Genomic DNA, 22,960 nt, shown 5'->3' on the forward strand with positions numbered 1-22,960 from the left:
CAGCCGCATACGTTTAGCCAGGAACTTTGAACATATACGATTCCCTACGCGGTTTTCCAATGAAGAAGCCTCATCCATCATTCAGCAATTTGAAGATCAGTTTTCAGACCAAGAAATTCCCGGAATCGGCAAATTCGTTTTGATCAGAATGAATGATGTACAGCCCTTAGAAAAGCGTGTCCTTGTTGAAAAGCATCTAATCAGCCCAAATCTGACGGAATCTCCTTTTGGCGGCTGTTTGCTTTCTGAAAACGAGGAAGTAAGCATTATGCTAAATGAAGAGGATCATATTAGAATTCAATGTCTTTTTCCTGGATTTCAGCTTTTAGAGGCAATGAAAGCTGCAAACCAGGTCGACGACTGGATTGAAGAAAAGGTTGATTATGCATTCAATGAGCAAAGAGGATATTTAACCAGCTGTCCTACAAATATAGGTACGGGATTAAGGGCTTCAGTCATGATGCATTTGCCGGCACTGGTTTTAACTAGGCAAATAAATCGAATTATACCGGCAATTAATCAATTAGGCTTAGTTGTTAGAGGAATTTATGGGGAAGGCAGCGAAGCAGTAGGGAATATCTTTCAAATTTCAAATCAGATCACGCTTGGTAAGTCAGAGCAGGATATTGTGGATGACCTTAACAGTGTTGCTGCCCAACTGATTGAACAAGAACGCTCTGCCCGAGAAGCGCTTTATCAAACTTCTAAAACTGAACTTGAGGATAAGGTGTATCGGTCTTATGGGGTCTTGTCCAATTGCCGGATGATAGAATCAAAGGAAACTGCAAAGTGCCTTTCAGATGTCCGGTTAGGCATAGACCTAGGCATTATTAAAGGACTTTCAAGCAACATACTTAACGAATTAATGATTTTGACACAGCCAGGATTTTTACAGCAGTACTCGGGAGGCGCTTTGCGTCCGAACGAAAGGGACATTCGAAGAGCGGCTCTCATCAGAGAACGGCTTCACTTAGAAATGAATGGGAAAAGACAGGAGGATGAATCGATATGATGTTTGGAAGATTTACAGAACGAGCTCAGAAAGTACTGGCGCTTGCACAGGAAGAAGCACTCCGTTTAGGTCATAATAATATTGGCACAGAGCATATTTTATTAGGTCTGGTACGAGAAGGAGAAGGAATTGCTGCTAAAGCTCTTCAAGCGCTTGGTCTTGGTTCAGATAAAATTCAAAAAGAAGTTGAAAGTTTAATCGGGCGCGGGCAGGAAATGTCTCAAACGATTCATTATACTCCAAGAGCCAAAAAAGTCATTGAGCTTTCAATGGATGAAGCAAGAAAACTCGGTCATTCTTATGTTGGTACGGAACATATTCTTCTTGGTCTGATTCGTGAAGGAGAAGGTGTTGCTGCAAGAGTTCTGAATAATCTCGGTGTCAGCTTAAATAAAGCAAGACAGCAAGTGCTTCAGCTTCTTGGAAGCAATGAAACAGGTTCATCAGCTGCAGGAACAAACAGCAATGCGAATACGCCTACGCTTGATAGCTTGGCAAGAGACTTAACTGCTATTGCGAAGGAAGACAGTCTTGATCCTGTTATCGGCAGAAGCAAGGAAATCCAGCGTGTCATTGAAGTGTTAAGCCGCAGAACGAAAAACAACCCTGTTCTTATTGGAGAACCAGGTGTAGGTAAAACGGCAATTGCTGAAGGGTTAGCACAGCAGATTATCAATAACGAAGTTCCCGAAATTTTGCGTGATAAACGCGTGATGACATTAGATATGGGAACAGTTGTTGCCGGCACAAAATACCGCGGAGAATTTGAGGATCGCCTAAAGAAGGTCATGGACGAAATTCGTCAGGCAGGAAACATCATTCTATTCATCGATGAGCTCCACACATTAATCGGAGCGGGCGGAGCAGAAGGTGCCATTGATGCATCTAACATTTTAAAACCTTCACTTGCTCGCGGTGAACTTCAGTGTATTGGAGCGACAACTCTTGATGAGTACCGTAAATATATTGAAAAAGATGCAGCGTTGGAACGCCGTTTTCAGCCAATTCAGGTTGATCAGCCATCTGCAGATGAAAGTATTCAAATTTTAAAAGGCTTGCGTGACCGATACGAGGCTCACCACCGCGTCTCCATTACGGATGATGCGATTGAAGCTGCGGTTAAGCTTTCTGACAGATATATTTCTGACCGCTTCCTTCCGGACAAAGCCATTGACTTGATTGATGAAGCGGGTTCAAAGGTGAGACTGCGCTCCTTTACAACGCCTCCTAACTTAAAAGAGCTTGAACAGAAGCTTGATGAGGTTCGTAAAGAGAAGGATGCAGCAGTCCAAAGCCAAGAATTTGAAAAAGCCGCTTCCTTGCGTGATACTGAGCAGCGCCTGCGCGAACAAGTAGAGGATACGAAGAAATCATGGAAAGAGAAGCAAGGGCAGGAGAACTCTGAGGTTACTGTTGACGATATTGCGATGGTTGTATCCAGCTGGACTGGGGTGCCTGTATCTAAAATCGCCCAAACTGAAACCGATAAGCTTCTCAATATGGAGAGCATTCTTCACTCCCGTGTCATCGGCCAGGATGAAGCAGTTGTAGCTGTTGCAAAAGCAGTCAGACGTGCAAGAGCAGGATTAAAGGACCCGAAACGTCCAATCGGCTCATTCATTTTCTTAGGCCCTACAGGTGTAGGTAAAACAGAGCTTGCGCGGGCACTTGCTGAATCCATTTTCGGCGATGAAGAATCGATGATCAGAATCGATATGTCTGAATACATGGAAAAACACTCAACTTCAAGGCTTGTCGGTTCACCTCCGGGATATGTGGGATACGATGAAGGCGGCCAGTTAACAGAGAAAGTCAGAAGAAAACCTTACTCTGTCGTGCTTCTTGATGAGATTGAGAAAGCGCACCCTGATGTCTTCAATATCCTCCTGCAAGTTCTTGAAGACGGGCGATTGACTGATTCTAAAGGACGTACAGTCGATTTTCGCAATACCATTCTGATTATGACGTCAAACGTCGGGGCAAGTGAGCTGAAACGCAATAAGTATGTCGGCTTTAATGTTCAGGATGAGACGCAGAATCATAAAGACATGAAAGATAAAGTGATGGGTGAATTGAAACGCGCGTTCAGACCGGAGTTTATCAACCGGATTGATGAAATCATTGTTTTCCATTCACTTGAGAAGAAACACCTCACTGAAATCGTTTCATTGATGTCTGACCAATTAACGAAACGATTGAAAGAACAGGATCTTTCTATCGAGTTGACAGATGCCGCAAAAGCGAAAGTCGCGGAAGAGGGTGTTGACCTGGAATACGGTGCCCGTCCGTTAAGAAGAGCGATCCAAAAGCATGTTGAGGACCGTTTATCCGAAGAACTTCTCAGAGGAAATATTCATAAAGGACAGCATATTGTTCTTGACGTAGAAGATGGCGAATTTGTCGTAAAAACGACTGCTAAAACGAATTAATATAGAAGACGGAAATGAGGCATACAGCATGTAAGTGTATGCCTCACTTTCATATCAAGAAATAGAACAAGGGAGAGGTCTTACACTATATATGGCTAAAACAAAATCGAAATTCATCTGCCAATCCTGCGGTTACGAGTCTCCAAAATGGATGGGGAAATGTCCGGGCTGCGGTGCTTGGAATACAATGGTGGAAGAAATGATTAAAAAAGCGCCGGCCAATCGGAGAGCGGCTTTTTCTCATTCTGTTCAAACTGTACAGAAACCTTCACCTATTACATCAATTGAAACATCAGAAGAACCCCGGGTGAAAACCCAGCTTGGCGAGTTTAACAGAGTGCTTGGCGGAGGCGTCGTGAAAGGCTCACTCGTTTTAATCGGCGGCGATCCTGGTATCGGAAAGTCAACATTATTACTGCAGGTTTCCGCTCAATTATCAGATTCCTCAAACAGTGTCCTGTATATTTCAGGGGAAGAATCAGTGAAACAAACAAAACTGAGAGCAGACCGCCTCGGCATTAATAATCCGTCACTGCATGTTTTATCTGAAACCGATATGGAGTATATTTCGTCTGCTATAGAAGAGATGAATCCAGCGTTTGTCGTTGTAGACTCTATTCAAACGGTTTACCAAAGCGATATCACATCAGCTCCGGGCAGTGTATCACAGGTCAGAGAATGTACGGCTGAACTGATGAAGATTGCAAAAACAAAAGGAGTCCCGATTTTTATCGTAGGGCATGTGACGAAAGAAGGGTCTATTGCAGGGCCGAGACTGTTGGAGCATATGGTTGACACAGTTTTATATTTTGAAGGGGAACGTCACCATACTTTCCGTATTTTACGGGCTGTGAAAAACCGTTTTGGTTCTACTAATGAAATGGGCATTTTTGAAATGCGTGAAGAGGGGCTCACAGAGGTTTTGAATCCTTCAGAGATTTTCTTAGAAGAACGCTCAGCGGGATCCGCAGGCTCAAGCATAACCGCTTCTATGGAAGGTACAAGACCGATTCTCGTAGAAATCCAGGCGCTCATCTCGCCAACAAGCTTCGGCAATCCGCGGCGCATGGCAACGGGAATAGACCATAACAGAGTGTCACTGTTAATGGCTGTGTTAGAAAAAAGAGTGGGGCTGCTGCTGCAAAACCAGGATGCTTATTTAAAAGTGGCTGGCGGCGTTAAGCTTGATGAACCGGCAATTGATCTTGCCATTGCGATCAGCATCGCATCAAGCTTTAGAGATACACCTCCAAATCCTGCAGATTGTTTTATAGGAGAAGTGGGATTAACCGGAGAAGTCCGGCGGGTTTCAAGAATTGAACAGCGTGTGAAAGAAGCGGCTAAGCTTGGTTTTAAGCGCATGATCATACCCGGGGCAAATCTGGATGGATGGACAAAACCAAAAGGGATTGAGGTTATCGGAGTAGCAAATGTTGCAGAGGCGCTTCGTACTTCATTAGGAGGATAATAGATGGAAAAAGAGAAAAAAGGGGCGAAACACGAGTTAGACCTGTCATCTATATTGCAGTTTGTTGCTCCGGGTACTCCGCTCAGAGCCGGAATTGAAAATGTACTGAGAGCAAATACAGGCGGTCTGATTGTGCTTGGATATAATGATAAAGTGAAAGAAGTCGTGGATGGCGGTTTCCACATTAACACTGCTTTTTCTCCGGCGCATTTATATGAGCTGGCTAAAATGGATGGGGCGATTATTTTAAGTGATTCTGGTCAAAAGATCCTATACGCCAATACACAGCTGATGCCTGAAGCCACAATTTCTTCGTCGGAAACAGGAATGCGGCACCGCACTGCCGAAAGAGTAGCTAAGCAGACGGGCTGCCTCGTGATCGCAATTTCTGAAAGAAGAAATGTTATAACGTTATATCAGGAAAGCATGAAGTATACACTAAAAGACATAGGGTTTATCTTAACAAAAGCGAACCAAGCCATTCAAACTCTTGAAAAATATAAAACGATTCTGGACAAAACCATTAATGCACTGAATGCATTAGAGTTTGAGGAACTCGTTACATTCAGCGACGTTCTGTCAGTGATGCACCGTTACGAAATGGTATTGAGAATCAAAAATGAAATTAACATGTATATTAGGGAATTGGGGACAGAAGGTCATTTGATTAAGCTGCAGGTCATCGAACTGATTACAGATATGGAAGAAGAGGCAGCTTTATTTATTAAGGATTATGTGAAAGAAAAGATTAAAGATCCGTTTGTTCTCTTGAAAGAGCTTCAGGATATGTCCAGTTATGATCTGCTGGATGATTCCATTGTTTATAAGCTGCTCGGTTATCCGGCTTCTACAAATCTTGATGATTATGTCTTGCCTAGAGGATACAGGCTGTTAAATAAGATACCGCGTCTCCCGATGCCGATTGTTGAAAATGTGGTAGAAGCATTTGGAGTCCTTCCAAGGATTATTGAGGCGAGTGCAGAAGAATTAGATGAAGTAGAGGGAATCGGTGAAGTACGAGCCCAAAAAATCAAAAAAGGATTAAAACGACTGCAAGAAAAACATTATTTAGACCGACAGCTGTGATTTCGGTTAAAACCTTATGAAATACGGGTATATTAATGTTGGTTTTTGTTTATTCTGATATTCGTAGGATGCATAAAACTTTATGAAATAAAAATGTTTAAAAAGGAGGTGGGGGGTATGTTAAAACGAATAGTTCAGGCGTTCTTCATTATCTTTGGCGGCGTTGTTGGTATATTTTTAATACCTGAATTGTTTGTACTGTTAAGTATACAGGACATACCTTTATTAACAAACGCATATACGTCTGCTGCAATAGGGGCAATTATCTTTTTTCTCATCAGTATATGGGGTACAGAATACGTTGTGAACTGGGTGAAGTGGATAGAGGATTCATTGTTAAAAGCGCCGGTTCCAGATTTGTTATTTGGAAGTCTTGGCTTGGTTTTTGGACTTATAATTGCTTATCTTATCGTAAATGTTATTCCTTTAGACAATATACCTTATCGTATATTCAGCACAATTATCCCTGTGTTTTTGGCTTTCTTCCTCGGTTATCTCGGCTTCCAAGTGGGCTTTAAGAAAAAGGATGAATTGATCAGCCTGTTTTCTATTTCCGGCAGAATGCAAAAGAAAAAAGGAACAGGCGATGAAGAACATGAGGTTCAGGACAAGAAGCTGAAAATTTTGGACACTAGTGTTATTATTGATGGGAGAATAGCAGATATTTGCCAGACAGGTTTTTTAGAAGGAGTTATCGTCATTCCGCAGTTTGTCCTTGAGGAATTGCAGCATATTGCTGATTCTTCAGATGTTTTGAAACGGAACAGAGGACGACGCGGTCTTGATATCCTGAACCGTATTCAGAAAGAATTAGATATTGAAGTTGAGATTTATGAAGGCGACTTTGAAGATATTCAGGAGGTGGACAGCAAGCTTGTCAAACTTGCTAAGCTGACATCCGGGGTCGTCGTAACGAATGATTTTAATTTAAATAAAGTATGCGAGCTTCAGAAGGTAGCAGTATTAAACATTAATGACCTTGCCAATGCGGTCAAGCCTGTTGTGCTTCCTGGCGAGGAAATGAATGTTCAGGTCATTAAGGATGGGAAAGAGCATAATCAGGGAGTTGCCTACTTGGATGACGGTACGATGATTGTCGTTGAAGAAGGACGCAATTATATCGGCAAGCATATTGATGTGCTCGTTACAAGTGTGCTGCAGACAGCAGCGGGACGAATGATTTTTGCTAAGCCCAAGCTGTTGGAGAAGGCGCTGTAAAGGGAGAAAAAACAATGCGTTATGATGTGGTCATTCCTGCAGCCGGACAGGGGAAACGGATGAAGGCAGGGAGAAATAAACTGTTCATTGAGCTAAAAGGAGACCCGGTGATCATTCACACGTTGAGAGTGTTTGACAGTCACCGGCCGTGTGAAAAAATCATTTTGGTGATTAACGAGCAGGAGCGGGAGCAATTTCAGCAACTGCTGTCCGATTATCCGTTTCAAACCGCTATTGAGCTTGTGGCAGGCGGAGATGAACGCCAGCACAGTGTTTATAAAGGGCTGAAAGCCGTAAAACAAGAAAAGATTGTCCTAGTTCACGACGGGGCACGCCCTTTTATAAAGCATACACAAATTGACGAACTGATCGCTGAAGCGGAGCAGACAGGAGCGGCCATCCTCGCTGTCCCGGTAAAAGATACGATTAAACGCGTTCAAGATTTAAAAGTCAGTGAGACGATTGAACGTTCAAGCTTGTGGGCTGTCCAAACGCCACAAGCTTTTCGTCTTTCTTTATTGATGCAGGCTCATGCTGAGGCGGAGCATAAAGGATTTTTAGGGACGGATGACGCCAGCCTCGTGGAACAGATGGCAGGCGGTTCGGTCCGTGTTGTAGAAGGCAGCTATACGAATATTAAGCTGACAACGCCAGACGATTTGATGTCAGCTGAAGCTATCATGGAATCAGAAAGTGGGAATAAACATGTTTAGAATTGGACAAGGATTTGATGTGCATCAATTAGCGGAGGGCCGCCCTCTGATTATTGGCGGAATTGAAATCCCTTATGAAAAAGGGTTGCTCGGCCATTCTGATGCAGACGTATTGCTGCATACGGTCGCTGACGCCTGTCTTGGAGCTGTTGGAGAAGGCGACATCGGCAAGCATTTTCCTGATACTGATCCTGAGTTCAAGGACGCAGATTCTTTCAAATTACTTCAGCACGTCTGGGGGATTGTGAAACAGAAGGGTTATGTCCTTGGAAACATTGACTGCACCATCATTGCACAAAAGCCGAAGATGCTGCCGTACATAGAAGATATGAGAAAAAGAATCGCTGAAGGTCTTGATGCGGATGTTTCTCAAGTGAATGTAAAAGCAACAACGACAGAAAAACTAGGCTTTACAGGCCGGGCGGAAGGAATAGCGGCTCAGGCGACAGTACTGATACAAAAAAGCTAACTTGTTTTGATGCGGGGTCTATTTGGTGGTAGAATAGATTCATACATTTAGCCAGAGGCCATAGATGACATGAAAGGAAGTATTTGAAAATGGGAAACGAAGTACGCGTCCGTTATGCACCGAGTCCAACCGGACATTTGCATATTGGAAATGCCAGAACGGCGCTTTTTAACTATTTATTTGCCCGCAATCAAGGCGGTAAGTTTATTATTCGTGTTGAGGACACTGATAAAAAGCGCAACATTGAGGGCGGAGAACAAAGCCAGCTGAATTATCTGAAATGGCTTGGTATTGACTGGGATGAGAGTGTGGATGTCGGCGGTGAGTACGGCCCATACCGTCAGTCAGAGCGTAACGATATCTATAAAGTATACTATGAAGAGCTTCTTGAAAAAGGGCTTGCTTATAAATGTTACTGTACGGAAGAAGAGCTGGAAAAAGAGCGTGAAGAACAGATTGCCCGCGGAGAAATGCCGCGTTATTCCGGAAAACATAGAGACCTGACTCCGGAAGAACAGGAGAAATTTATCGCTGAAGGCAGAAAGCCGAGTATTCGGTTCCGCGTGCCGGAAGGAAAAGTCATTGCCTTCAACGATATCGTAAAAGGTGAAATTTCTTTCGAAACAGATGGCATTGGCGACTTTGTTATTGTGAAAAAGGACGGTACGCCGACTTACAACTTCGCGGTAGCGATTGATGACTACTTAATGAAAATGACACACGTGCTGCGCGGTGAGGATCATATTTCTAACACACCGAAACAAATTATGATTTATCAAGCATTCGGATGGGATGTTCCTCAGTTCGGACACATGACGCTGATTGTAAATGAAAGCCGCAAAAAGCTCAGCAAACGTGATGAATCCATTATTCAATTTATTGAGCAATACGAAGAGCTTGGCTACCTGCCAGAAGCGCTGTTCAACTTTATCGGCCTGCTGGGCTGGTCACCGGTTGGAGAAGAAGAGCTTTTCACAAAAGAGCAGTTTATTGAAATTTTTGATGTAAACCGTTTATCTAAATCACCAGCTTTGTTTGATATGCATAAGCTAAAATGGGTTAACAACCAATATGTGAAGAAGCTGGATCTTGATCAGGTTGTTGAACTGACGCTTCCGCATTTGCAAAAAGCCGGCAAAGTTGGCACTGAGCTTTCTGCTGAGAAACAAGAGTGGGTTCGCAAACTGATTTCCCTGTATCATGAGCAGCTAAGCTACGGTGCGGAAATTGTTGAGCTGACTGATTTGTTCTTTACGGATGAGATCGAGTATAATCAAGAAGCAAAAGCTGTTCTGGAAGAGGAACAGGTTCCTGAAGTGCTCAGCACATTCGCTGCGAAGCTTGAAGAGCTTGAGGAGTTTACTCCGGATAACATCAAAGCATCGATCAAAGCAGTGCAGAAAGAAACTGGCCATAAAGGGAAAAAACTGTTTATGCCGATCCGTGTTGCTGTAACAGGGCAAACTCACGGTCCGGAACTGCCGCAATCAATTGAATTGATCGGTAAAGAGACTGCGATTCAGCGTTTAAAAAACATCTAAATAGATGATTGTTGACAGGGAAGAGTATAAAACTTCAGGCCTTTACAGAAAGGATCTTCGTTGGCTGAGAGAGATCCATGAGCCGGGTTTTAGAAGTGCGCCCTTAAGACCTTTGAAGAACATTTTTCGGAATCAGTATTCAAAGGCGGCTGCCGTCGTTACAGGCTGAAGTTGGAAAAGCAGAAATCTGCTTTTCAAACAGAGTGGAACCGCGCGGTTAAAGCGTCTCTGTCATGTTTACATGCAGAGGCGCTTTTTTTATTGGGCAAAGAGGAAATCAGATAGAGAAATGGGGGGAAGCATGTGTTTTTTAGAATGCTCAAAGAAGACATTGATACTGTGTTCGATCAAGATCCTGCAGCAAGAAGCTATTTTGAAGTGATTTTAACTTATTCCGGTTTACATGCTATATGGTCGCATCGGATTGCACATGCTTTATATAAACGAAAATTTTATTTCCTTGCACGCCTTATATCTCAGGTAAGCCGATTTTTTACCGGGATCGAAATCCACCCCGGCGCTACAATCGGGAGCAGATTTTTTATAGACCACGGCATGGGGGTTGTCATTGGGGAGACATGCGAAATCGGCAATAACGTAACCGTTTTTCAGGGGGTTACCCTCGGGGGAACGGGGAAAGAAAAGGGAAAAAGGCATCCAACGATTAAAGATGACGCATTGATAGCCACAGGTGCTAAAGTGCTCGGTTCTATTACGGTCGGTGAAGGCTCAAAGATTGGCGCTGGCTCAGTCGTGCTGCATGATGTTCCTGATTTTTCAACAGTTGTCGGCATCCCTGGGCGGGTTGTTGTACAAAATGGAAAAAAAGTAAGACGCGATTTAAACCATCAGGATTTGCCCGATCCGGTTGCTGATCGCTTTAAGTCTTTGGAACAGCAGATTTTAGAGCTGAAGGCAGAACTTGAAGACAGAAAAGAAAGGATCAATCAAAAATGACAATCACACTTTATAATACATTGACTAGACAGAAAGAAACGTTTGTTCCGCTTGAAGAGGGAAAAGTGAAAATGTACGTATGCGGACCGACAGTTTACAATTACATTCACATCGGGAATGCGCGTCCGGCTATCGTATACGATACGGTTCGAAACTATCTGGAGTATAAAGGCTATGATGTGCAGTATGTCTCTAACTTCACAGACGTAGACGATAAATTAATTAAAGCGGCAAATGAGCTTGGTGAGGATGTGCCTGCCATTTCAGAGCGTTTTATTAATGCATATTTTGAAGATGTAGGTGCGCTTGGCTGCCGAAAAGCCGACCTTCACCCGCGAGTGATGGAAAACATGGATGCCATTATCGAATTCGTCGATCAGCTCGTGAAAAAGGGTTACGCCTATGAATCAGAAGGTGACGTTTATTTTAAAACAAGAGCATTTGAAGGGTACGGAAAGCTTTCTCAGCAATCAATTGATGAACTGAGATCAGGTGCACGCATCCGAGTCGGCGAGAAAAAAGAAGATGCTCTTGATTTTGCATTGTGGAAAGCGGCGAAAGAAGGAGAAATTTCTTGGGATAGCCCTTGGGGCAAAGGACGACCGGGCTGGCACATTGAGTGCTCAGCGATGGTGAAAAAGTATTTGGGTGACCAAATTGATATCCATGCTGGCGGACAGGATTTAACCTTCCCTCACCATGAAAACGAAATTGCGCAATCAGAAGCGCTGACAGGCAAAACGTTTGCGAAGTACTGGCTCCATAATGGCTATATCAATATTGATAATGAAAAAATGTCAAAGTCACTGGGCAACTTTGTGCTTGTGCATGACATTATTAAACAGCATGATCCGCAGCTTTTGAGATTCTTTATGCTTTCTGTTCATTATCGCCATCCGATTAACTATTCAGAAGAGCTTCTGGAGAATACGAAAAGCGCGTTTAACCGCTTAAAAACAGCGTACAGCAACCTTCAGCACCGTCTGAACAGCAGTACGAATTTAACGGAAGATGACGATCAATGGCTGGAGAAAGTAGAAGAGCACCGCAAAGCATTCGAAGAAGCGATGGACGATGACTTTAATACGGCGAATGCCATTTCTGTCTTGTTCGACTTAGCGAAGCATGCCAATTATTATCTTCAGAAAGACCATACGGCAGATCATGTGATTAAGGCATTTATCGAGATGTTTGACCGCATTGTGTCTGTTCTCGGTTTTTCATTGGGTGAGCAGGAACTTCTCGATCAAGAGATTGAAGACTTAATCGAAAAAAGAAACGAAGCGCGGCGGAATCGCGATTTTGCATTGTCAGACCAGATCCGCGACCAGCTGAAAAGCATGAATATCATTCTTGAAGATACTGCTCAAGGCACTCGCTGGAAACGGGGAGAATAACGAATGCTTGATTTTGAAACGATAAAAGACTCAAAGCAGCTTAACGGTCTTGCGCTTGCTTATATAGGTGATGCCATTTTTGAAGTGTATGTAAGGCATCACCTGCTTAAGCAGGGTTTTACCAAACCAAATGATCTTCATAAGAAATCAAGCCGGATCGTTTCGGCAAAATCACAGGCTCAGATCCTATTTTATCTGCAGGATCAATCATTTTTTACAGAAGAAGAGGAAGCGGTTCTGAAAAGAGGCAGAAATGCCAAGTCGGGAACAACACCTAAAAATACAGATGTTCAGACGTACCGCTATAGTACAGCATTTGAAGCGGTGCTGGGCTATCTTTTTCTAGAGAAAAAAGAGGAAAGACTTAGTCAGCTCGTTGCCGAAGCTATACAATTTGGGACGTCAGGGAGGAAAACAAATGAGTCAGCAACATGATTACGTCATAGGGAAAAATGCAGTGATCGAGACGTTAAAATCAGATCGGAAGCTGTATAAGCTGTGGATGGCGGAAAACACTGTAAAGGGACAAGCGCAGCAGGTGATTGAGCTTGCGAAAAAGCAGGGTATCACAATTCAGTATGTCCCGAGAAAAAAACTCGATCAAATGGTGACAGGGCAGCATCAAGGCGTAGTGGCACAGGTTGCTGCGTATGAATATGCAGAACTGGACGATTTATATAAAGCAGCCGAAGAAAGAAATGAACAGCCTTTCTTCCTCATTCTGGACGAGCTTGAAGACCCTCATAACCTCGGTTCCATTATGAGAACGGCTGATGCGGCCGGCGCCCATGGCATCGTAATTCCAAAGCGGAGAGCTGTCGGGCTGACGACAACAGTGGCAAAAGCTTCAACAGGGGCAATTGAGCATATTCCTGTAGTAAGAGTCACCAATTTGGCGCGGACGTTGGAAGAAATGAAAGAGCGGGGTATCTGGGTTGTCGGAACGGACGCATCCGCGCGTGAGGATTACCGCAATATGGACGGCAATATGCCCCTGGCTTTAGTCATCGGAAGCGAAGGAAAAGGCATGGGCCGCCTTATTAAAGAAAAGTGTGATTTTCTCATTAATCTCCCGATGGCCGGGAAGGTAACTTCACTGAATGCATCTGTTGCGGCTGGTCTTTTGATGTATGAAGTTTACCGGAAACGAAACCCTCTGGGGGAATAAAGACCCATGGATATCCTGTTAGTAGACGGATACAACATGATTGGAGCCTGGCCGCAGCTGAAGGATTTAAAAGCGAACAGTTTTGAAGAGGCGAGAGACGTACTGATTCAGAAAATGGCGGAATATCAATCGTATACAGGAAACAGGGTAATTGTTGTTTTTGACGCGCATCTCGTTAAAGGGCTTGAGAAAAAACAGACCAACCACAGGGTTGAAGTGATTTTTACAAAAGAAAATGAGACGGCTGATGAGCGGATTGAAAAGCTTGCTCAGGCTTTGAATAATATTGCGACTCAAATACATGTTGCAACCTCTGACTACACTGAGCAGTGGGCGATTTTCGGACAGGGGGCATTGCGAAAATCGGCCCGGGAGCTTTTGAGAGAGGTAGAAGCGATTGAAAGGCGAATAGAGAGACGGGTAAGAAAAATCACTTCCGAAAAGCCGGCGGGTAAAATTGCTTTATCGGAAGAGGTTTTGAAAACGTTTGAAAAGTGGAGACGCGGGGAATTAGATTAAGTTGACGCTTTTTTGCCCAATACTGTATAATATTTCTATCTACGTGCGCCGGGGGGATCGGAGTGAATCTACAGAACAGCAAGGGAAAACTCAACAAAGAGCAGTTTTGCCAGTTGGAGGACGAGCAGGTCATTGAAAAGGTTCATGTTGGGGACAGTGATGCGTTAGATTACTTGATTACGAAGTACCGAAACTTTGTTCGCGCTAAAGCAAGATCCTATTTTTTAATAGGAGCGGACAGAGAGGATATTGTTCAGGAAGGTATGATAGGCCTCTATAAGTCTATTCGTGACTTCAAAGAGGACAAGCTTACCTCATTCAAAGCTTTCGCAGAGTTATGTATCACCCGCCAAATTATTACCGCAATAAAGACAGCTACTCGCCAGAAACATATTCCTTTGAATTCCTACGTCTCATTAGATAAACCGATTTTTGATGAAGAATCAGACCGAACGCTGCTTGATGTCATTTCAGGAGCGAAAACCTTAAATCCAGAGGAAATGATTATCAATCAAGAAGAATTCGATGATATTGAAATGAAAATGGGAGAACTATTAAGTGATTTAGAGAGAAAAGTACTCGTCCTATATCTCGATGGCAGAAGTTATCAAGAGATTTCCGATGAGCTGAATCGCCATGTGAAATCGATCGACAATGCCCTTCAGCGTGTGAAACGCAAGCTGGAGAAGTACTTGGAAATTCGTGAAATCAGTTTATAATAGGGATTTATGTAATATTGACAGTATTTTTCTGACTATGATATGTTACTAAAGATAAGAACTAATGTCTATTTAGAAAAAGGTGTAATGACATGAGAAAAAAGATTACGTTAGCGTGCAAAACATGCGGAAACCGTAATTATACGACAATGAAGAGCTCTGCATCAGCGGCTGAGCGATTAGAAGTAAAGAAATACTGCAATACTTGCAATTCACATACAGCTCATCTTGAGACAAAATAGTGTTTGCGCTTTTAAATTGTGGAGGTCTTTTACATGCGTATTATGAGATTCTTTAAAGATGTTGGGAAAGAAATGAAAAAGGTAAGCTGGCCTAAAGGAAAAGAGTTAACGCGTTATACCATTACGGTGATTTCAACAGTTATCTTTTTTATTATCTTTTTTGCCCTCCTTGACACAGGAATTTCTCAATTAATTCGTTTAATAGTTGAATAATGATCAGCAATACGTGCTATAATAGATCATAATATCACTTGCCAAAACCCGTTCAGCGGGTTTTTTATTGTGGCTTAAAATGAAAGTCATCATAGGCTTGCTGCCTATTTTTTTGAGCGTTATGGTAATTCACTAAAACCAAATGCGGGGAGGGAAGGACTGGACAGTCCTGAAGAGAATGGAAAAGAATTGGTATGTTGTTCACACGTACTCTGGTTATGAGAATAAAGTAAAAGCCAACTTGGAAAAACGTGTTGAATCAATGGGGATGCAGGATAAAATTTTTCGTGTAGTCGTACCTGAGGAAGAAGAAACCGATATCAAAAACGGCAAGAAAAAAGTAGTGAAAAAGAAAGTATTCCCTGGTTATGTGCTTGTTGAAATTGTAATGACAGACGACTCTTGGTATGTTGTCCGCAACACGCCGGGTGTTACGGGATTCGTAGGGTCTGCCGGGTCTGGTTCAAAACCGACGGCGCTGCTTCCGGGCGAAGCAGAAACCATTTTGAAGAGAATGGGCATGGACGAACGCAAAACGGATATTGACTTTGAACTGAAAGAGACAGTGAAAGTGATAGACGGGCCTTTTGCGAACTTTACAGGATCAATTGAAGAGATTGATTATGATAAAAGCAAGGTCAAAGTTTTCGTTAATATGTTCGGCCGTGAAACGCCGGTTGAGCTGGAATTTACCCAAATCGATAAATTGTAATGTGAAAAAACTTGAAATTGCTATATATAAATGATAATATAGCAAAGGTACGTCTTGGACTTATCCAAGGCAACTAGCTTGATATTTCATCATTCATATAAAGAATGAAACCTTGAGTGGGAGGGTTTACCCTATTACCACATCACGGACTTAAGGAGGTGTGTCTCGTGGCTAAAAAAGTAGTAAAAGTTGTAAAATTGCAAATTCCTGCTGGAAAAGCTAACCCAGCACCACCAGTTGGACCTGCACTTGGTCAAGCCGGTGTTAACATCATGGGATTCTGTAAGGAGTTTAACGCTCGTACAGCTGACCAAGCTGGTTTAATCATTCCTGTTGAAATTTCGGTTTACGAAGACCGTTCATTTACATTTATTACAAAAACTCCACCTGCTGCAGTATTGCTTAAAAAAGCAGCTGGAATTGAGTCTGGTTCTGGTGAACCAAACCGTAATAAAGTGGCAACCGTTAAGCGCGATAAAGTACGCGAAATCGCTGAAACGAAAATGCCTGACTTAAACGCAGCAGACGTTGAAGCGGCAATGCGCATGGTTGAAGGTACTGCCCGCAGTATGGGTATTGTAATCGAGGATTAATTTGTTTCTTGTCGGGTTGCGAGTTTTCACAAGTTCGCAACCCTTATTCGTGGGAGGTTATTCCGCTATAACCACATAAGGAGGAAATTTTAAAATGGCTAAAAAAGGTAAAAAGTACGTTGAAGCTGCTAAGCTTGTAGAACGTTCAAAAGCTTACGACGTTTCTGAAGCAGTAGCTCTCGTTAAAAAAACAAACACAGCTAAATTCGACGCTACAGTTGAAGTGGCTTTTCGTCTAGGGGTTGACACTCGTAAAAACGATCAGCAAATCCGTGGAGCAGTCGTGCTTCCAAACGGAACTGGTAAAACTCAGCGCGTTCTCGTTTTCGCAAAAGGCGAAAAAGCGAAAGAAGCTGAAGCTGCTGGTGCAGATTTCGTTGGCGATACTGACTACATCAACAAAATTCAACAAGGCTGGTTCGATTTCGATGTAATCGTAGCTACACCTGACATGATGGGTGAAGTTGGTAAAATCGGTCGTGTGCTTGGACCAAAAGGTTTAATGCCAAACCCTAAAACTGGTACAGTTACTTTCGAAGTTGAAAAAGCAATCGGCGAAATCAAAGCTGGTAAAGTTGAATACCGTGCTGATAAAGCTGGAAACATTCATGTTCCTATCGGTAAAGTTTCTTTCGAGGACGAAAAACTTGTTGAGAACTTCACAACAATGTACGATACAATCCTGAAAGCTAAACCTGCTGCAGCTAAAGGCGTTTACGTGAAAAACGTTGCTGTAACATCTACTATGGGACCTGGTGTCAAAGTAGACGCTTCAACTTTTAACGTAAAATAATATTGACATGACAACAACATTCTGATATGATTCAAAATGTTGTAAAATAGAATATCATTTATACCGTAGACAGTAGGGGCCTAACCGCTTAATCATCCTACCGAGGTGTATATTATCACAGCTATTACGTTACGTATGCTTGTATATACAGCCTCCATGTCTCATGGAGGCTTTTTATATGGAATCCGTCGTCTCGGTCGTGATCACCTAACGGTATAAGTGTTACACAAGAATCTACAGGAGGTGTAACCATGAGCAGCGCAATTGATACAAAAAAAGTTGTTGTTGAAGAAATTGCTTCTAAACTGAAAGAAAGCAAATCAACGATCATCGTTGATTATCGCGGACTTAACGTTTCTGAAGTAACAGAACTTCGTAAACAGCTTCGCGAAGCTAACGTTGAGTTCAAAGTTTACAAAAATACGATGACTCGCCGTGCGGTTGAACAAGCTGAGCTTAATGGTTTGAATGATTTCTTAACTGGACCGAACGCGATCGCATTCAGCACTGAAGATGTTGTCGCTCCGGCTAAAGTTCTTAATGACTTCGCTAAAAATCACGAAGCTCTTGAAATCAAAGCTGGCGTTATCGAAGGTAAAGTTTCTACTGTTGAAGAAGTGAAAGCTCTTGCTGAACTTCCATCACGCGAAGGCTTGCTTTCTATGTTGCTTAGCGTACTTCAAGCTCCAGTTCGCAACTTTGCTCTTGCTACAAAAGCTGTGGCAGAACAAAAAGAAGAACAAGGTGCTTAATCTAATCAGTTTTTCATAAATTAAAACAAAAATGGAGGAATTACAAATGGCTTTAAATATCGAAGAAATCATTGCTTCCGTTAAAGAAGCAACTGTACTTGAATTGAACGACCTAGTAAAAGCAATCGAAGAAGAATTTGGCGTAACTGCTGCTGCTCCTGTAGCTGTAGCTGGCGGAGCTGCTGCAGGCGGAGCTGCTGAAGAGCAAAGCGAATTCGATCTTATCCTTGCTGGTGCAGGATCTCAAAAAATCAAAGTTATCAAAGTTGTACGTGAAATCACTGGTCTTGGCTTGAAAGAAGCTAAAGAACTTGTTGACAACACTCCAAAACCTCTTAAAGAAGGTATTGCTAAAGAAGAAGCTGAAGAGCTTAAAGCTAAACTTGAAGAAGTTGGCGCTTCTGTAGAAGTTAAGTAATCTTCACTTACCTGAGGGGAAGCTCGCTTTTATGAGGCGAGCTTTTTCTTTGCCATTCTTTAAGACATGAAAAAAAGGAGGTTCTAATAATGAGTGAGCATTATTATTCAGAAAAACCTTCAGTAAAAAGCAACAAGCAAACCTGGTCTTTTAGGCTTCGGAATAAAGAATTCACGTTTACCAGCGACAGCGGGGTTTTTTCTAAAAAAGAAGTTGATTTCGGTTCCCGTTTGCTGATTGATTCTTTTGAAGATCCTGAAGTTGAGGGCGGCATTCTGGATGTAGGCTGCGGGTACGGCCCGATTGGTCTATCGCTTGCCAGCGCCTTTAAAGACCGGACCATCCACATGATTGACGTTAATGAAAGAGCTGTAGAGCTATCAAATGAAAATGCGGAACAAAACGGAATAACAAACGTTAAGATTTATCAAAGTGATTTGTTTTCGAATGTTGATTCTGCTCAAACATTTGCTTCTATTCTTACAAATCCCCCAATCCGAGCCGGAAAAAAAGTTGTCCATGCTATCTTTGAGAAAAGCGCTGAACACTTAAAAGCTTCAGGTGAGTTGTGGATCGTCATACAGAAAAAGCAAGGCGCGCCTTCTGCCATTGAAAAACTCGAGGAACTGTTCGGTGAAGTTTCTGTTGTTCAAAAAAAGAAAGGCTATTATATCATAAAAGCAAAAAAAGTTTGACTCGGTATTTTAGCTATGTTAACATTATAAAATGCCAATGTATATATTTTGCTTGATATGATGAATTGTCAATATCTATGTATAAATTATACAAGTATGGAAATGCTAATAAAATCGGTATTTGTTTTTGGATGTGGTTTTCTTAATTAGAAACCCTTTTTTCTTTTGTCTTGTAAAAGTATTTCTTTCTTTGGAAGAAATGCTTATTACACATATAATACGCATGATTTGAGGGGTGAATCAGTTGACAGGTCAACTAGTTCAGTATGGACGACACCGCCAGCGCAGAAGCTATGCTCGCATTAGCGAAGTGTTAGAATTACCAAATCTCATTGAAATTCAAACCTCTTCTTATCAGTGGTTTCTTGATGAGGGTCTTAGAGAGATGTTTCAAGACATATCGCCAATTGAGGATTTCACTGGTAACCTCTCTCTTGAGTTCATTGATTATAGTTTAGGTGATCCTAAATATCCTGTAGAGGAATCAAAAGAACGCGATGTGACTTACTCAGCTCCGCTAAGAGTGAAGGTTCGTTTGATTAACAAAGAAACTGGAGAGGTAAAAGACCAAGATGTCTTCATGGGTGATTTCCCTATTATGACAGACACAGGTACTTTTATCATTAACGGTGCGGAACGTGTTATCGTTTCCCAGCTTGTTCGGTCTCCAAGTGTATATTTCAGTGGTAAAGTAGACAAAAACGGTAAAAAAGGTTTTACCGCAACTGTCATTCCAAACCGTGGCGCATGGTTAGAATACGAAACTGATGCGAAAGATGTTGTTTATGTCCGCATTGATCGCACACGTAAGTTGCCGGTTACGGTTCTTTTGCGTGCTCTCGGCTTCGGTTCCGATCAAGAGATTCTTGATCTCGTAGGAGAAAACGAATACCTGCGAAATACACTTGATAAAGACAACACAGAAAACAGCGACAAAGCGCTGCTTGAAATTTACGAGCGTCTCCGTCCAGGAGAGCCGCCTACAGTAGAAAATGCGAAAAGCTTGCTTGATTCTCGTTTCTTTGATCCGAAACGATACGATCTTGCTAATGTAGGACGCTATAAAATTAACAAAAAACTTCATATTAAGAATCGCCTCTTTAATCAGAGACTTGCTGAGACGCTTGTTGATCCTGAAACAGGAGAAATCCTGGCTGAAAAAGGTCAGATTCTTGATAGAAGAACACTTGATAAGGTACTGCCATACTTAGAAAACGGAATCGGTTTCAGAAAGCTGTACCCGAATGGCGGCGTTGTTGAAGATGAAGTGACTCTTCAATCGATTAAAATCTATGCTCCGACTGATCAAGAAGGAGAACAGGTTATTAATGTAATCGGCAATGCTTACATTGAAGAAGAGATTAAAAACATCACGCCTGCTGATATTATTTCTTCTATCAGCTACTTCTTCAACCTGCTGCACGGAGTAGGCGACACAGATGATATCGATCATCTTGGAAACCGCCGTTTACGTTCTGTAGGTGAGCTTCTCCAAAACCAATTCCGTATCGGTTTAAGCCGTATGGAGCGTGTGGTTCGTGAGAGAATGTCTATTCAAGATACGAATACAATTACACCTCAGCAGCTGATCAACATTCGTCCTGTTATTGCGTCCATTAAAGAGTTCTTTGGAAGCTCTCAGCTTTCTCAATTCATGGACCAGACGAACCCGCTTGCTGAATTAACACATAAGCGCCGTCTGTCAGCATTAGGACCGGGCGGATTAACACGTGAGCGTGCCGGAATGGAAGTGCGTGATGTTCACTACTCCCACTATGGCCGTATGTGTCCGATTGAAACGCCTGAGGGCCCTAACATCGGTTTGATCAACTCACTTTCATCATATGCAAAAGTAAACCGTTTTGGCTTCATCGAAACGCCATATCGCCGTGTTGATCCTGAAACAGGAAAGGTAACGGGCAGAATCGATTACTTAACTGCTGATGAAGAGGATAACTATGTTGTCGCTCAAGCGAACGCTCGTCTTGATGACGAAGGTGCATTTATTGATGACAGCATCGTAGCCCGTTTCCGCGGGGAGAACACCGTTGTTGCCAGAAACCGTGTGGACTACATGGATGTATCGCCTAAGCAGGTTGTTTCTGCTGCGACTGCATGTATCCCATTCTTAGAAAACGATGACTCCAACCGTGCCCTCATGGGAGCGAACATGCAGCGTCAGGCTGTGCCTTTGATGCAGCCGGAAGCGCCATTCGTTGGAACTGGTATGGAATACGTATCAGGTAAAGACTCTGGTGCCGCTGTTATTTGTAAACACCCTGGTATCGTTGAGCGCGTAGAAGCGAAAAACGTTTGGGTTCGCCGTTATGAAGAAGTAGACGGTCAAAAAGTAAAAGGAAACTTGGATAAATACAGCATGCTGAAATTTGTCCGCTCTAACCAAGGAACGTGCTACAACCAGCGTCCGATCGTAAGTGTCGGCGATGAAGTAGTAAAAGGAGAAATCCTTGCTGACGGTCCTTCTATGGAGCTTGGTGAACTTGCACTTGGCCGTAACGTAATGGTCGGCTTCATGACATGGGATGGCTACAACTATGAGGATGCCATCATCATGAGTGAACGTCTTGTGAAGGATGATGTTTATACATCTATCCATATTGAAGAATATGAATCAGAAGCACGTGATACGAAACTTGGACCTGAAGAAATCACTCGCGATATTCCAAACGTCGGTGAAGATGCGCTTCGCAATCTTGATGACCGCGGAATCATCCGTATTGGGGCAGAAGTAAAAGACGGAGATCTTCTTGTTGGTAAAGTAACGCCTAAAGGTGTAACCGAACTGACTGCTGAAGAACGCCTTCTTCACGCCATCTTTGGTGAAAAAGCCCGCGAGGTTCGTGATACTTCTCTTCGTGTGCCTCACGGCGGCGGCGGAATTATCCACGACGTTAAAGTCTTCAACCGTGAAGACGGAGACGAACTTCCTCCAGGTGTAAACCAGTTGGTACGCGTATATATCGTTCAGAAACGTAAGATTTCTGAAGGGGATAAAATGGCCGGTCGTCACGGTAACAAAGGTGTTATCTCTAAGATTCTTCCTGAAGAGGATATGCCTTACCTTCCTGACGGCACACCAATTGACATCATGCTTAACCCGCTGGGCGTACCATCACGTATGAACATCGGGCAGGTATTGGAGCTTCATATGGGTATGGCCGCTCGTTACCTCGGCATTCACATTGCGTCTCCTGTATTTGATGGAGCGCGAGAAGAGGATGTTTGGGAAACACTTGAAGAAGCCGGCATGTCTCGTGACGCCAAAACGGTGCTTTACGACGGACGTACTGGAGAGCCGTTTGATAACCGCGTGTCTGTCGGTATCATGTACATGATCAAACTGGCACACATGGTTGACGATAAACTTCATGCACGCTCTACAGGTCCTTACTCACTTGTTACGCAGCAGCCTCTTGGCGGTAAAGCGCAATTTGGCGGACAGCGTTTTGGTGAGATGGAGGTTTGGGCACTTGAAGCTTATGGTGCAGCTTACACTCTTCAAGAAATTCTGACTGTTAAGTCCGATGACGTGGTTGGACGTGTGAAAACATACGAAGCCATCGTTAAAGGCGATAACGTTCCAGAACCAGGTGTTCCGGAATCATTCAAAGTATTAATCAAAGAACTTCAAAGCTTAGGTATGGATGTCAAAATCCTTTCCGGTGATGAAGAAGAAATAGAAATGAGAGACTTAGAAGACGAAGAAGATGCGAAACAAGCTGACGGCCTGGCATTATCGGGTGATGAAGAGCCGGAAGAAACAGCATCTGCAGACGTTGAACGCGATGTAGTAACAAAAGAATAATCTCTAGTTATAAAGGCAAG

The 22,960-nt window shown here is 42.9% G+C and carries 23 protein-coding genes and 2 other annotated features (1 of these 25 running past the window's edge); all 23 genes read left to right on the plus strand.

The window, feature by feature from the left end; translation table 11 throughout:
- Positions 1 to 1,012, plus strand: partial view of a protein-arginine kinase McsB gene (gene mcsB, locus G4P54_RS00570; protein WP_167871487.1) — the 3' portion only. 80 nt of this gene lie to the left of the window's left edge; 1,012 of the gene's 1,092 nt are visible here — the last part of the coding sequence; its start codon lies off the left edge, out of view; it ends in the stop codon at positions 1,010 to 1,012.
- Positions 1,009 to 3,441, plus strand: coding sequence for an ATP-dependent protease ATP-binding subunit ClpC (clpC, locus tag G4P54_RS00575; RefSeq protein WP_024714027.1), 2,433 nt, complete (start codon positions 1,009 to 1,011; stop codon positions 3,439 to 3,441). Before mcsB ends, clpC begins: the two co-directional genes overlap by 4 nt.
- A 91-nt stretch (positions 3,442 to 3,532) precedes the next feature.
- Positions 3,533 to 4,909: a DNA repair protein RadA gene (radA, locus tag G4P54_RS00580; RefSeq protein WP_024714028.1), complete on the plus strand. Its 1,377-nt coding sequence runs from the start codon at positions 3,533 to 3,535 to the stop codon at positions 4,907 to 4,909.
- A 3-nt stretch (positions 4,910 to 4,912) separates the two neighbouring features.
- Positions 4,913 to 5,995, plus strand: a complete 1,083-nt coding sequence (gene disA, locus G4P54_RS00585; RefSeq protein ID WP_024714029.1) for a DNA integrity scanning diadenylate cyclase DisA — start codon at positions 4,913 to 4,915, stop codon at positions 5,993 to 5,995.
- Positions 5,996 to 6,112: 117 nt separating this feature from the next.
- Positions 6,113 to 7,213 carry a PIN/TRAM domain-containing protein gene (locus G4P54_RS00590; protein WP_024714030.1) on the plus strand — a complete coding sequence of 367 codons (1,101 nt, stop codon included), beginning with the start codon at positions 6,113 to 6,115 and terminating at the stop codon, positions 7,211 to 7,213.
- 14 nt (positions 7,214 to 7,227) lie between these two features.
- Positions 7,228 to 7,926, plus strand: coding sequence for a 2-C-methyl-D-erythritol 4-phosphate cytidylyltransferase (gene ispD, locus G4P54_RS00595; protein ID WP_167871488.1), 699 nt, complete (start codon positions 7,228 to 7,230; stop codon positions 7,924 to 7,926).
- Positions 7,919 to 8,395, plus strand: a complete 477-nt coding sequence (gene ispF, locus G4P54_RS00600; RefSeq protein ID WP_167871489.1) for a 2-C-methyl-D-erythritol 2,4-cyclodiphosphate synthase — start codon at positions 7,919 to 7,921, stop codon at positions 8,393 to 8,395. Before ispD ends, ispF begins: the two co-directional genes overlap by 8 nt.
- A gap of 89 nt (positions 8,396 to 8,484) precedes the next feature.
- Entirely contained in the window at positions 8,485 to 9,936 is a 1,452-nt protein-coding gene (gene gltX, locus G4P54_RS00605; RefSeq protein ID WP_167871490.1) for a glutamate--tRNA ligase, read from the plus strand.
- A 2-nt stretch (positions 9,937 to 9,938) separates the two neighbouring features.
- Positions 9,939 to 10,169: a binding site (T-box leader), on the plus strand.
- 70 nt (positions 10,170 to 10,239) lie between these two features.
- Complete coding sequence (cysE, locus tag G4P54_RS00610) at positions 10,240 to 10,893, plus strand: serine O-acetyltransferase (RefSeq protein ID WP_024714034.1); 654 nt, start codon at positions 10,240 to 10,242, stop codon at positions 10,891 to 10,893.
- Positions 10,890 to 12,290: a cysteine--tRNA ligase gene (cysS, locus tag G4P54_RS00615; protein ID WP_167871491.1), complete on the plus strand. Its 1,401-nt coding sequence runs from the start codon at positions 10,890 to 10,892 to the stop codon at positions 12,288 to 12,290. The genes cysE and cysS overlap by 4 nt, the downstream gene beginning before the upstream one ends.
- A gap of 3 nt (positions 12,291 to 12,293) precedes the next feature.
- Positions 12,294 to 12,725, plus strand: coding sequence for a mini-ribonuclease 3 (locus G4P54_RS00620; RefSeq protein WP_024714036.1), 432 nt, complete (start codon positions 12,294 to 12,296; stop codon positions 12,723 to 12,725).
- Positions 12,709 to 13,458 carry a 23S rRNA (guanosine(2251)-2'-O)-methyltransferase RlmB gene (gene rlmB, locus G4P54_RS00625; protein WP_167871492.1) on the plus strand — a complete coding sequence of 250 codons (750 nt, stop codon included), beginning with the start codon at positions 12,709 to 12,711 and terminating at the stop codon, positions 13,456 to 13,458. Before G4P54_RS00620 ends, rlmB begins: the two co-directional genes overlap by 17 nt.
- Before the next feature lie 6 nt (positions 13,459 to 13,464).
- Positions 13,465 to 13,977, plus strand: a complete 513-nt coding sequence (rae1, locus tag G4P54_RS00630; protein ID WP_024714038.1) for a ribosome-dependent mRNA decay endonuclease Rae1/YacP — start codon at positions 13,465 to 13,467, stop codon at positions 13,975 to 13,977.
- A 62-nt stretch (positions 13,978 to 14,039) separates the two neighbouring features.
- On the plus strand, positions 14,040 to 14,696 hold the full coding sequence (sigH, locus tag G4P54_RS00635; RefSeq protein ID WP_024714039.1) for an RNA polymerase sporulation sigma factor SigH: 657 nt from the start codon (positions 14,040 to 14,042) through the stop codon (positions 14,694 to 14,696).
- A gap of 92 nt (positions 14,697 to 14,788) precedes the next feature.
- Positions 14,789 to 14,938, plus strand: coding sequence for a 50S ribosomal protein L33 (gene rpmG, locus G4P54_RS00640; RefSeq protein WP_032681880.1), 150 nt, complete (start codon positions 14,789 to 14,791; stop codon positions 14,936 to 14,938).
- A gap of 33 nt (positions 14,939 to 14,971) precedes the next feature.
- The gene (secE, locus tag G4P54_RS00645) at positions 14,972 to 15,151 is read left to right on the plus strand and encodes a preprotein translocase subunit SecE (RefSeq protein ID WP_010327716.1); all 180 of its coding nucleotides are present in this window, start codon (positions 14,972 to 14,974) and stop codon (positions 15,149 to 15,151) included.
- 178 nt (positions 15,152 to 15,329) lie between these two features.
- On the plus strand, positions 15,330 to 15,863 hold the full coding sequence (gene nusG, locus G4P54_RS00650) for a transcription termination/antitermination protein NusG (RefSeq protein ID WP_010332761.1): 534 nt from the start codon (positions 15,330 to 15,332) through the stop codon (positions 15,861 to 15,863).
- Between the two features lie 167 nt (positions 15,864 to 16,030).
- Complete coding sequence (gene rplK, locus G4P54_RS00655; RefSeq protein ID WP_003156430.1) at positions 16,031 to 16,456, plus strand: 50S ribosomal protein L11; 426 nt, start codon at positions 16,031 to 16,033, stop codon at positions 16,454 to 16,456.
- A 94-nt stretch (positions 16,457 to 16,550) separates the two neighbouring features.
- Positions 16,551 to 17,249, plus strand: coding sequence for a 50S ribosomal protein L1 (gene rplA / locus G4P54_RS00660; RefSeq protein WP_024714040.1), 699 nt, complete (start codon positions 16,551 to 16,553; stop codon positions 17,247 to 17,249).
- 45 nt (positions 17,250 to 17,294) lie between these two features.
- Positions 17,295 to 17,435: a sequence feature (ribosomal protein L10 leader region), on the plus strand.
- A gap of 65 nt (positions 17,436 to 17,500) precedes the next feature.
- Positions 17,501 to 18,001: a 50S ribosomal protein L10 gene (rplJ, locus tag G4P54_RS00665; protein WP_024714041.1), complete on the plus strand. Its 501-nt coding sequence runs from the start codon at positions 17,501 to 17,503 to the stop codon at positions 17,999 to 18,001.
- Positions 18,002 to 18,047: 46 nt separating this feature from the next.
- Entirely contained in the window at positions 18,048 to 18,419 is a 372-nt protein-coding gene (gene rplL, locus G4P54_RS00670) for a 50S ribosomal protein L7/L12 (RefSeq protein WP_003156436.1), read from the plus strand.
- An 89-nt stretch (positions 18,420 to 18,508) separates the two neighbouring features.
- Complete coding sequence (locus G4P54_RS00675; RefSeq protein WP_240939709.1) at positions 18,509 to 19,114, plus strand: class I SAM-dependent methyltransferase; 606 nt, start codon at positions 18,509 to 18,511, stop codon at positions 19,112 to 19,114.
- A 244-nt stretch (positions 19,115 to 19,358) separates the two neighbouring features.
- On the plus strand, positions 19,359 to 22,940 hold the full coding sequence (gene rpoB, locus G4P54_RS00680) for a DNA-directed RNA polymerase subunit beta (RefSeq protein WP_024714043.1): 3,582 nt from the start codon (positions 19,359 to 19,361) through the stop codon (positions 22,938 to 22,940).
- Positions 22,941 to 22,960: the final 20 nt, after the last annotated feature.

Source organism: Bacillus tequilensis (assembly GCF_012225885.1).
Taxonomy (GTDB): Bacteria; Bacillota; Bacilli; order Bacillales; family Bacillaceae; genus Bacillus; species Bacillus tequilensis.